The organism is Salicibibacter halophilus, assembly GCF_006740705.1.
In the GTDB taxonomy this organism is placed as follows: domain Bacteria; phylum Bacillota; class Bacilli; order Bacillales; family Marinococcaceae; genus Salicibibacter; species Salicibibacter halophilus.
Genome location: NZ_CP035485.1, coordinates 447,044 through 459,769 on the forward strand (window position 1 = coordinate 447,044; position 12,726 = coordinate 459,769).

The window sequence follows — 12,726 nt, forward strand, 5'->3', positions numbered from 1 at the left end:
TCCTAAGTCATTCCCAGTTTTCAATTACAGCGTTCGCTTGTGCTTGCAGATCTTCAAAAGCTTTTTCGGAGATTGCTTCATTGGCTTGCTGGTCGTTCAGCAAATCTTGAAACCCTTCCATATGGTTCACAACTTTTCCAGCGTCATTTTGCTGCTCATAGTGATTTACGGCAGTTAAATGAGTTGATAAAGCTTGGAAAGCTTCATCAGACGCAAACTCTCCTGTTTCATCACTATGTTCAATCATCGTTCTGATATTGTCTATCGTAATGTCTTTCTCTGAAGAATCTTCATCTACGTTAATATCCAATCGCCCTTCGGCTGTTTCACGGTTCTCATTTCCGTCCTCATCCGTGACAGCTACCTCAATTTCAGCACCTTCTGCTTCAACGTTTGACGTTGCCGTCCAATAAGCGACATAGTGCCCATCGTCTGTCTCGGTCATCGGTAATTCGGTTGGAGCTGACTGGGTATTCACTAATGGCATACGAATGGAGAACGATGCGTCCAAGCCTGGCTCGCTGTCAAATGCAATATCCACGGATTCACCCGCGCTTAATGAAAGATCTTCGGTTGGCTGGAGATTCTCAATGGCAGGTGCGTCACCGGGATCTTCAGGATCAAGGATATCGTCCGGTGCATGAGGTGCTTCTTCGCCGCCAATGCCAACACCTATGAACGCATATTCATTGACCGTGCCCGGCGTTGCGTGGGAAATGCCTACACTTCCCCCGTATCTGCTTCCTTGTTCCTCAACCGCTTGCCATTCCTCCGGCTCTTCTTGCCCATTCGGCCACATTTTTACACGTAAAGCATCGGCATCTCTTTGCAATAAGACCCTATACCATTCATCTTCCTCCAGCGTAAATGGAAGTTCTTCAGACGCAAGTGCTTCGGCACTTCCGCCATTACGTTCCATAATACGTATGGAACTTTCACCTGAATCTGCATCCTCTATTTGTGCATCGGCATAAATCATGTTCTCATTCGTAGAAGAACCGGACATATGAAATCCGAGTTCAAACAGTGTTTCCTGCACGTTACTTCCACGCACTAATCCAAACATCTCAGCGCTGCCAAAGATTTCACCGACCTCATCTGAAGTTAATCCACGAACACCGGATTCGGCGACATGTTGTAAACGGTTGGGATCTTCAAGAACGGTAAATTGTTCTTCCTCTCCTTGCCAAATTGGTGACCAATCCTCTGGTGCTTCCCCTGCTGCATTTTCTGTAAAGTCAGTGGCATATTGACCCGGTTCGGAAACATTCGGTTCATCCGGCCAGTATTTCGGAATATCATAAAAATCGTCGCCATTTATATCATCGACCGTTCCATCAGCCATTGAATTGGCGATCCCCCACAGACCATCTTCAACAACTTCAATCAAGTCTTCATCATAAGGGGTCTGTGGCTGTTGACCGGCCATTTCAAATAATATGGATGCGCTCCCATTCAGTCCAAATGCCCCTAATGCAATGCCAGATAGATCAAATATGTCAGGGTTTATATATCGTGCCAAAACCGGATAATCATCATCGTCTGCCTTTTCCTCCATGCCATTGGCAGCAGCCATTGTGTAACGTCGTGACTTATCTTGATCTAAATCTTCCCACTCGTCGTATTTTGGATTGTCTTCAGGACCTAAAGGAGGGTAACTTAAAGCAACAGTAACATCTTCTCCCGTTTCTTCCAGTTGTGGGGTTCCCATGTGATGAAGATTAACGTAAGCCTCCACTTCCCCGAATTCCGCTTCTAAATCCTGATATAAATCAGCTAGAATACGAGCTTCATTAGATAAAAATATACCGGGATCTGCACTCGTTCCCGGAAGGTCTTCAGGCTGCGGCTCATAATCCAGATCCGGATTGAAATCCCGGTTCACATCAAAACCATTCGCGGACTCGTTCCAGTACCAAGCAGGCTCAGCATCTTCAAGTTGTGGATGATTTTCAACTACTTCTTCCCAAGAAATATCATTTTGACGCTGAGAATCTTCCGAACCATCAGGATTTAGCTTTGGCACAGCGATAATGGTCAATTCATAAAGCACCAATTCCACCTCTTGGCTATCATCTGTTCCAAGCGTGTCCAGCATGGAAAGGATTGCTTCGGTTCCCGACTTTTCATTTCCATGTATTTCACTATCAATAAGAAGGACTCGATCTCCTTCTCCTGCACGAGCAGAGTAGAGCTCACGATCGTTTTGAGAAGTTCCCAAAACTTCAACTTCAACTTCCCCGTTACTTTCGTCCTCGATTCGATCCAACTCTTCCCCTAACTCTTCGTGATTCGTCCAATCAGATAGATCATAGTCTTCGATGTTGAATTCAAATTGATCCGAAAAATCATCCGTGTAATCCGTGTCATATTCATCGGTATAATCCAATTCTTCCTCAGGATCTTCAGCATCTATTACATTGGATGGCCAAAGTATTAAAAGCAAAGCGATAGGTATTGTTTGTTTCCATCCTGGATACCTGATAAAATTACCTCCAATTTTTAATTTTTTGATTTTGCAATTATATTGAATCTTTCCTTTCCCCAGTGACAGAAATTGGCCTCCCCTCTTTTATAAATTGTGGCCTTATTTCCAAAAACTAGTACTATCATAAGATGATGCATGCATAAACTTCAAAGATGATTTCAGCCATTTATATCACCTTATAAGCGATTAGTCTCAAATCTATTCCCTTTATATGGATTTTAAGATATTTTTTAGCACTAATATAACTAAATGAATAATTGATATTGATAGATGGCAAGTGAGCTGCGCGACAAAATAAAAAACCCCCTGGCACCAAGAAGTGCCAAGGGACCGCTGTGCATCAATTATGCATAAGCCCTTTCCAATGTGCGCGGATCAGATATAATGCCGGGACAACGAATAGAGTTAGAATCGTTGAGAATAATGCCCCGAAGACAATCGCGATTCCGAGCGGTTGGAACAATGTGCTATTTCCAAACGCTACCGGTGACAGACCTGCAATAGTTGTTAGCGATGTGAGGATAATAGGTCTAAAACGTTGCCTTGATGCAAGTGATACGGCATCTTTTATGTTCATCCCTGCTTTTCTGCGCTGTTCGATGAACTCAATTAAAATAATCCCGTTTCTAACGACAATTCCCGCAAGACTCACTCCACCCATCAGGGACATAAAACCTAATCCGGTTTGGGTAATGAACAGACCGAAGATCGCACCTGAAAAAGCGAGATAAACGGCACTAAACAAAATGAACGGAATCGTTAGCGAATAAAATTGTAAAGCCATTGTGATAAAAATGAGGAAAACAACCGCGATAAAGATTTGCCCAATCTGGATAAACACTTCCGTTCGCTCGGTTGTTTCGCCCCCAATGGTTACCGTATAACCCAGATTTCGCGAGGGCAACATCCAGGTAATTTCTTTTGGTTGGTATGGACATGCCGTTCAGGGAATGAATGCCTTTGAATAATATGCACAAGACAAATGTTGAGCCATTCCCTCGTCATTCGACATCAAACGAGCAAAGGAATGCCCGAGCTATGATTACTGGCTATTGATTTCGACAGCTTTTGAGCTAAACGGTGTCGTATAAACGCTCCGATCCATCCCTAACAAACTGAGGATGCGGTCCAATTGCGGCTCATGATTATCCGGAAACAACCGTCGGAGTTGACCGTCGATCTCCATGTGAATAATATCGACGGTATCCAGCAGTTCTAAGACAGCTTCGCCCGTCGGGCGAATGCTTCGACGGCCACCGCCCCCATCAAATTCAGGGGCTCGTCATCTGTTTCCATGCTTGTGCGAATGAGGTATTCGAACAGGGAATAAATCATCATACTCATCATCATCACATAAGCAAAAGCTTCGACACGGCGGGGTTTTTCCAAGAAAAGCCGTCGGACAAAAAACGGATCCTTGAGAAACCGGAAGCGATTTTCCACGGTTTGTTGGCCTTTATAGCCTTTCAATAGGTCCACGTCGGAGGCCGTGTCGTTGCCCGCATTGGTGACCAGGATAAAGATGGACGCTTCTTTGCGAAGCTGTTCGAGGGTCTCTTCCGACGGGGATTGCAGCTCTAATTGGGCACGATAGACGGTGACCGGCGGAGGCGGCGGTTCCCCTTTTTTGGGACGCCCGCGTTTCTCGCGTTTGCCGGGCACCTCTTCACGGACCACGGTGCCTTCAAACGTATGATACCCTTTGTGATGGTGCTTGAGAAAGTCGGCAAGCGCAGCTTCGGCATCGGCCTCACAAGCAAAGTCCCGGCTTTCCAGCTCTTTTTGCTCTTTGCGACAGCTTTGCTTTTCATTTTTGAGTTGGTTGTCGATCTTCTTTTTCTTCCGACCATCCATTTGATCGGATTGAACAACCAGAAACCGGTAGGGGTTTCCGTGCAGTTTCTCTTTGGCGGGATAGGTGTGATAAGAAGCCGCCCCTTTGCGGTTGACAAAGTGGCCAATATCTTCCCATTCATTTTCATCGTCCTTCAAGGCTTTTTCTTTCAGTGTTTTGGCCACTTTAAAATTTTCCGGCAACCGGGATAAAAACTGAAAATCTGGCTGATCCCCTTTGCCTTGGACCATTTTTAAATTGTCTTCGGTGACCAGTGCGCTGTCCGCGATAAAAATCGCTTGGGCCAACTGATCCGGCTCGTACCATTGTCTCAGAGCTTTCATGACTTTCGCGTTCCATGTTTTATCATCCTGATTGCCGTTTAAGACGTCGGCATAGACGGGGATGCCCTCCGGTGATGTCGTCAACCCGAATTTAATCTGCGGAGCATCCGGGCGATGATCTTTGGTGTGGCCATGGACGATTTTTAATAACGCCTCATCATCGGGGTCGTTTTTGGGTGCACCTGTATATACAAAGGACGTGGTATCAGCGTGCAGCCCTTCCCACGTAAGGTTGACGCAGGATTGCACCCCTTGAATGCTGTGCATACAAATCTCTTCAAGCCCGGCGTTATAAAGGGCATCTAAGGCCCGTCCCAGCGCATCATCATTGAAATCACTCGCAGTGACGCCTGGGCCGAACAGCAATTCAACATCTTGGTTTTCATAGAATGCTTCGACCTTGAAGAGGGGCTTACGATCAGACAATTGGTTGATGATCAAAGCGGCGATCCGTGTGCCCACGGACACTTGGCAATCTTCCTTTTTGACGGGAGAAAGTCTATCGATACGTTCGACCAATCCAGCTTCTTCAATCAATTGGCGAATCACGGGAGTGGAGCCGAGACGCACCGTTTGAAAGCCCGATATACCTTCCATGGATTCAGTCACAGGAATCACCTCAAAATCTGGCTTCCTTCTACACTTTGATACAAGAAGGCCAAATTCCTGCAAAAATTAAATTTGACGCTTAAACGGGCGCGAAATATGGGGTATAACCATCTTCTTCCAAATTCATCAGCTGATCTTCAGCATCATCAATAATGTCTTCTTCGCTTCGTTCCCCAGGAAATGCTGTGACCATAACCGTTCGTTCTCCATCCATATGCGGAATACGAGGCTGAATCATCTCTTCGTTTACCGTTACGATATCAGAAAGGGCAATTGCCTCATCATCGGCGCCGGTTATCGTCACTTCATCAAGCAACTCAAGAGGGTTACCTTGATACGTCATTCGCCAGTCCAATAATTCTCCGTCTCTCTCAAATTCACCGACGGGAACGCCTTCTTCGAGAACAGCAAGCGCTTCGCTTATTTCACTGCTGTCCAATTGATGCTCTTCCATCATATCGCGATCGGGTTCAAGGCGATAGGAATCTACAAGGGATCCAACATCGTCATTAACATTCTCGACCCCTTCCGTATCTGCCAGAATTTGTTGGGCTTCGTCACTCTTCTCCATCAACTCGGAAATGGATTCACCTGCAATTTCTATGGCGATAGGAGCTCCGACAGGCGGACCGGATTCAATGATGGAAACTTCATACGTTTGCAGTTCACCGAATGCTTCAGGGAGTTCCTCATTCCATCGATCCATCGCTGAGCGTGCATCAATTTCGTCTTTATCAATGTAAATGAGAAAATTGGCGAGGTTTTCGCTTTCTTCACTGCTTCCTTCAGCCTCCAAAAGTTCAGGAATATTTGTACCTGTATAACTGGTAACCGATTGTACAAACGGTTCTTCACTGACCCAATCAGCCATCTCCTGTGCGTACGCTTGCGTTTCTTCAAGAGGAGTGCCATCTTCAAGTGATGCTTCAATGAACACTTCTTCCCGGTCTGAATCCGGAAACAATTCAAGCGGAATCCACGGGATAAGTGCAAAACCGGCCGTTCCGAGCAACAATCCGCCCAGACCGACGACAAAAGGATGTTTTATGACCCCTTTCATCAGTCTCTGGCTGTAAATGTTACTCATTTTTTCCAGTAGGGGTCCGATCAACCCTGCCGGCCGACGCTCCGTTGAAACAGAATTCCGCCCTTCTTTCCATTTCCTAAATATCGGAATGACAAGGAGAGAGACAAAGGTCGAAGCGATAATTGTGCTTATAACGACTACCGGAAGCGGAAGGATAAATTCTCCCGCCCCGCCGGGCAGAAATAAAATCGGAAAAAACGTAAAGACGATAATAACCGTTGATGTAATAACGGATACAAGAACCTCCCTCGTTCCGGTCCATGCTGCTTCTTTTGGCGAACTTCCTTCCCGAAGTTTCCGTTCAATATTTTCGTTTACAACGATCCCATCATCCACGAGAATGGCCAGCACAATAATAAAACCGATTAACGAAATTTGGCTCAGTTCCACCCCTGTAAAAGGAAGTGCAATCGATCCAACACTAAGCGACACCGGTACGGCAATCGCTACGCTGCCGGCAGAGCTTGGCCTTAGCCCTAAGGAACAAACCACTAGAATGGCAACAACGGCAATGGCAAAAGACGTCGCAAGGTCGGTAAATAATTCAGAAACCAATTCTGCTTGCGTATAGAGTAAATCATCCGATGATGGTTAGCATCACAAAAAATAAAAGGGTCACTTTCGGTCTATTGATCAACCACTTCATAACGTTCCTCTTTTCCAATCGCGTGTAGCTCGATCGCTTTTTTTCATTCGCTTCATTACTCGTTCCAGCCGTGCCCGGTTGTATCGTTGAAGCACAATGATAGGCAGGTTGACGATAAGGGCATAGGCCACCATGATCCATCCGGCCCATGGAGGGTTCCAGAGAAAAAACAAAATAGCCGGCGGGATACAAAGCCAATGGGTCAATTCGGCTCTTCGTGACTCAAGAATAAATGTTTCTAAATACGAAAGATCATATTTACGTAGATTGGTCTTCTCAAACCCTTTTTTAAATAGTTTAGCGCCATCCGGGACGACGGCTTTCCATTTCGGTACTCGGAAATAATTTTTCCAAAACCAACCGTTTTGTTCCCACTTTCTGATCTTGTATAACCAACCATTCTTAAACCAACGGTCAGGCATTTTTAATGTCATTACCGATATGCCTATATGAAAAAAAACCCAGGCGAGAATGTTAATGATGATTAACCATAAATAAGATAATTCGACTATTTGCATGATTCTGCCCACCTTAAACCTTGATTTTACGACCTCGCCAACGGACGGTATGTAATACGTTTGTTAAAAATAGAGACCAAATGTAGAGAATCGTAAAAAATACAAGCAGCATTGGATATACGATAAATGCCCAGAAATGAAAATTACCTGTTCTGCGGGCCAGGACAAACAACTGTGCCATATAAGACAAGTAAGCAATACTTCCAATGACCCCCCAAAATACGGAACCAATAAGAGCTGCACTGACTAAAAGGGGGACTGTAACAAATCCGCCGCTGATCCAGATAATAATTAACGTCATGACCAGAGGGTGGGTGGATTGCGAAGCAGTCGCAAAATTTTTTGTCCACCCTTCCACTAATTGCCCGATACCTTCTGCATACATTCGAAAATTTATGAGACCGCGACCACCATAACAACGCACGGGTAATCCGATATTTCTCATCGCTTCTCCTAGGGCAAAATCATCCATTACTGCTCCGCGAGCCTGTTCATGCCCGCCGGAAGAAAAATAATCGTCTTTTGAACATAAGATGCAAGGACCGAAAGAGCCGGCACTTTTGATCTTTTCACCTAAAGGAGTAAACACATTCATTCCGGCCATGACAATAACGTTAAACACGGCGGAAAGATTTTCATAAGCACGCTCAATGGTATGATAGGGCTGAACGGACAGTATCCCTTGTGCGCCAACCTCTTGATACGCCGATATTAAACGCGTTAAGCTTTTTCTATTCTGAAAGCGGGTATCTGCATCCAAAAAAAGGAAATAATCTCCGTTCGCAGCGGTCGCTCCTTTCCAACATGCTGCGGTTTTACCGATCCACCCTTCCTTTAATTCTCTATTATGTATCACGTGCCCCCCGTAATCATTTGCAATTGAAACCGTATGATCGGTTGAATCATCATCAACAACAATGACCTCGCATTGACGCCAGTCCTGTTTGGCTATCGAGTCCAACAAGGGTTCCAACCTTGCTTCCTCATTACGGGCAGGCACAACAATAGAGATAAAAGCATCCGTCATCGCTTTATCGGTTTGATGTTTTACATGCGGAACCTTCCAAAACATGAAACATCCACTCGCCAACGCGAGAACGACAATAAATGCACTGACGATCATTAACCATGTAAGCATCCTTATCCCCCTTCACTGCCATCTCTGTCTAAAATCTTGTCTTTCACCTGTTGACCGCTTAAAGTAACCATCGGCATCCCCCTCCGGGATTAACCGTGCCTCCTACAAAGTATAAATTCTCATATCTTTCGCTTAGCTTCGAATGTTTAAATCCCCGATTTTTCTTTTTATCTGATAAAGTGCCATAAATGGAACCGCGATGCGAGGCATACATTTGCTCGATATCGTGTGGGGTCCACCTGTCTTCCGTAACAATATGTTCTCTTAATCCATGAAGGCCCATGTTTTCCAGTTTCAACAACACATGTTCCCTGAACCGCAAATAATCCTGCTCAGTGAATGGCTTGTCTTGAATGTAAGGAATATGCGGCAACACTTTAATATTTTCATGGCCGGCTGGGGCTTGTTTTGGATCCGTCTTGTTGACATTAACAACGTAAATGGTGGGATCGCTCGGTAATTGGTGCTGATGAAAGGTCTGCTTCATTTGTTTATAAAGATCCGCTGAAAAGAAAAAATTGTGATGCGCTAATTGAGGATACGTTTTATTTACTCCCAAATGCAAAACAAGCCCTGAACTCGAAGGCTCAAACCGTTTTTCCAGTTTCGTAATAAACGCATCGTCTTCATGTAACAGTTTCCGATAGGCGGGGATGACTTCCATATTGGAGATAAAATAATCGGCCTCTACTCGATTTCCATCCGCCAGTTCTGCTGCCAAAATTTTTTTCTGTTCATTTTTTATCAGCTTCTTCACTTCTTGATTACAATGAAAATAGACACCTAATTCTTTCGCGAGTTTTGTCATGCCCTCGGCGATCCGATGCATTCCTCCGGGCACATACCACGCGCCAAGCTTATGTTGCATGTAAATCAACAAATTTAAAATCGCCGGTGCATCATATGGCGAAGAGCCTACGTATTTAATAAAATATGCAAGCATCGTTCGCAGCTTCGGATGGTGAATTCTTTTTTCAATCGCAGCGTACATCGTTGAAAACAGATCAAAACCTTTGAACGATGGAATGGCCCCATGATGTTTTATCAATTCTTTCGTTGTATCAAGCCCTTTATGGAGATAACCCGCTTCCGTCATTTCAAACAACCGGCGGGCGTAATTTAAAAATTCCTTATATTCGTTGATATCCCTGCGGCTTAAGCTGTCATTTTTTTGTAGCATCATTTCCGGATCGTTATATAAATCGAGCATCGCACCGTCGGCAAAAAAGGAACGCCATTCATGTTCCAATTGTTGAATGGGTATATAATCTTCCATGTTTCGTCCGCTATCTGAAAAAAGCCGTTCGAAAATATGCGGCATGGTTAAGATCGATGGCCCTAAATCAAAACCGAACCCGTCCTTTTCCAACCGGTTTAATTTTCCGCCCAGGTGATTGTTTTTTTCATATACCGATACTTGATAGCCGTTTTGAGCCAAGGAAATCGCTGCAGATAGGCCGCCGAGACCTCCTCCGATAATAACGATTGATTTTGCCTGTGGCATCATTCACCTCCTATGTTATTTAATTGTGCTGTATATTTTTTGCATATCCTCATTCGATATTGCATTCCGTTTGCCAAAACAATCGTAATCATTGTTCCGGACAGAAGCTAAGATTCCCCGATAAACTTTCGCTGAGAGAACGAGCGGCACTTTGCTGTCATCATCAAAGTGATGGACATGGTCCAAAAAAATTTCATATAGGTTTTCTGCTCGGTTGGCCATTCTCTCCCATATAGATATAAATTCTTCATTAATGACGCCAAGAGCAAGCTTATCTTCCGTATAACCTATCCCGTGCATTTCCTGTCTTGGCAAGTAAATTTTCTGATTCGCTTGATAGTCTTCCCCCACATCCCGCAAAATATTGGTGATTTGCATGGCAATCCCAAGGCTAATGGCTTCATCAGAAAGCTCTCGGGTAGATGTGGATGCAATAATCGGCAAAAGCATTAAGCCAACCGAACCTGCTACGTAATAGCTATATTTCTCCACTTGCTCCATCGTTTCCAGCGTTGAAAAGTAGACATCCATGGCTTGCCCTTTTAATTGATCATAAAAAGGGGAGATATCCATGTTGTACCTGGTAAACACGTCACGTAATGCAAGCCATAAGGGATGGTCCAATTCTTTCCCCTTTTCAAATAAACGTAATTCTTTTTCCAAACGATTTAAGTTTTCCAGTTGCAGCTCTCTGCTCGTGACTTCATCGACACCGTCATCTGCTAAGCGGCAAAAGGCATAAATCGCGTATACTGCATTTGCTTTTTCTTCGGGAAGTTGCGAAAAAGCGTAGTAAAAGCTTTTCGAGTGCTGTTGGATAATCTGTTTGCAATACAGGTAAGCCTCTTCCAAATGATCGGCATTTTTCATACATAGCCTCCTTGCAATGAGCTGTTGGACACATGGGCTTTCTTCTCCCCTTGGTCATCCAGTATCAATTCTTCAGTGGCAATTTTCGCTGACATTAATACAATTGGAACACCGGCTCCGGGGTGGGTGCTGCTCCCGGTAAAGTATAGGTTTTCACACTTTTTTGCTTTGCTTTGCGGGCGTAAATGATTGCTTTGCGTTAACGTGGGGCGCAATCCGAAGCAAGCGCCGTTATAGGCATTAAATTTTGAAGCAAAGTCTAAAGGAGTCATATACGTTTCCGAGACAATGTCATTTTCTATATTTTCAAACCCGGCTGTTTTCTTGAGTCTCTCTATCACTAATGTTCGATAATAATCAATCGTTTCTTCATCCCAAAAATAGTTTGCTGTCGACAAGTCCGAAACCGGGACTAAGATATATAAACCGTCCTTGCCTTCAGGAGCTAATGATGCGTCCATTTTTGAACCGATATATACATAAAACGAAGGGTCAGCGATTCGGTCTCCATTAAATATTCCTTTTAGGTTATCCTCTAAATCATCACTAAAGATAAAATTATGGACATTTTTCACCCCATCGTATTTCCGGTTCATGCCCAAGTACATAATGAAGCATGAGCAAGAGTATTTCATTTTGTCTATTTTTTTATCGGTATATTTCCCTTTTGCTTTCGGATCCCGGACCAAATGTTTCATCGCGTATGGGAAATCCGCGTTGCACATGACATAATCCGCTTCAATTTCTTCATTTCCTGCTTTTACCCCGGTTGCTTTTTGATTTTCAATGATGACATGATCAACCGGTGTCTCGTAATAAATCTTGCCTCCCAGCTCAAAAAACAATTGCTCCATGGATTTTGCCATAGTGTGCATTCCCCCTTTGATAAACCATACGCCATACAACAATTCAATCATGGGAATCATGGTATACAGGGAAGGTCCATTCAAAGGAGAGATGCCTATATATAATGTTTGAAAACTAATCATTTGTTTTAGATGTTCATTTGTTATGTGCTTTCCGATAAAACGATCCGCATTACCTAATGTTTTCAACTTCAATCCTTGCCACATGGTATATGGGTTATAAAAATCCGTTGCCTTACGAAATGGACGTTGAATAAAGTGATTTTTAGCAACCAAAAACCTTTCATATATTTTCTGTAAATACGTTAAAAACCCTTGTGCATCTTCATAGCTAAACCCCTCTAATGTTTTCATCAGTTGAATGAAGTCAGCTGAAATCTCATAGCCATCTTCGTTATTATTAAAGAATACAGAATACATGGGGTCTATTTTTTCCATAGGGATGTAGTCATTCGGGTCTCTGCCCGCTAGCTCAAAAACTTCTTGATATAGTTCAGGCATCATGACAATGCTTGGTCCCAGATCAAACTGGTACCCATCTTTTTCAATTTTGTACATTTTACCGCCGGGCATCGTTTCTTTTTCATAAATTTCAACCTGATATCCCGCATGCTGTAACCGAATCGCGCTTGCGAGTCCCGCTACACCGGTTCCAATGACAATCACTTTTTTCTCCATCCGTTTTGGCTCCTTCTTATTAAATGCTTATCATTTGATAACTTATCGGTTGATAAATCTAAATGAAATACATTGCCAGTTTCCGCAACATCTCGCATATCAGTATTATTTTGTGGTTTTTTTATACCATAAATCTACTAAACT

At 43.8% G+C, this 12,726-nt stretch carries 6 protein-coding genes and 3 pseudogenes; all 9 read right to left on the reverse strand.

The annotated features are described in order from the left end of the window. Positions 1-7: 7 nt before the first annotated feature. Entirely contained in the window at positions 8-2,446 is a 2,439-nt protein-coding gene (locus EPH95_RS02255) for an FIMAH domain-containing protein (RefSeq protein ID WP_160141551.1), read from the reverse strand. Positions 2,447-2,828: 382 nt separating this feature from the next. Further along, positions 2,829-3,395, reverse strand: coding sequence for an efflux RND transporter permease subunit (locus EPH95_RS02260; protein WP_142086975.1), 567 nt, complete (start codon positions 3,393-3,395; stop codon positions 2,829-2,831). 135 nt (positions 3,396-3,530) lie between these two features. After that, positions 3,531-5,275: pseudogene (locus tag EPH95_RS02265) on the reverse strand (IS1634 family transposase). A gap of 79 nt (positions 5,276-5,354) precedes the next feature. Further along, positions 5,355-6,923 (reverse strand): annotated as a pseudogene (locus EPH95_RS02270) (efflux RND transporter permease subunit); the annotation flags it as partial. A gap of 81 nt (positions 6,924-7,004) precedes the next feature. After that, on the reverse strand, positions 7,005-7,526 hold the full coding sequence (locus EPH95_RS02275; protein ID WP_142086982.1) for a glycosyl-4,4'-diaponeurosporenoate acyltransferase CrtO family protein: 522 nt from the start codon (positions 7,524-7,526) through the stop codon (positions 7,005-7,007). 13 nt (positions 7,527-7,539) lie between these two features. Further along, positions 7,540-8,664: a glycosyltransferase family 2 protein gene (locus EPH95_RS02280; protein ID WP_142086984.1), complete on the reverse strand. Its 1,125-nt coding sequence runs from the start codon at positions 8,662-8,664 to the stop codon at positions 7,540-7,542. A gap of 2 nt (positions 8,665-8,666) precedes the next feature. Further along, a pseudogene (locus tag EPH95_RS02285) lies at positions 8,667-10,171 on the reverse strand (phytoene desaturase family protein). 12 nt (positions 10,172-10,183) lie between these two features. After that, on the reverse strand, positions 10,184-11,038 hold the full coding sequence (locus EPH95_RS02290; RefSeq protein ID WP_142086987.1) for a phytoene/squalene synthase family protein: 855 nt from the start codon (positions 11,036-11,038) through the stop codon (positions 10,184-10,186). Further along, a complete protein-coding gene (locus tag EPH95_RS02295; RefSeq protein WP_142086989.1) occupies positions 11,035-12,582 on the reverse strand; it encodes a phytoene desaturase family protein in 1,548 nt (515 codons plus the stop codon). Before EPH95_RS02295 ends, EPH95_RS02290 begins: the two co-directional genes overlap by 4 nt. Positions 12,583-12,726: the final 144 nt, after the last annotated feature.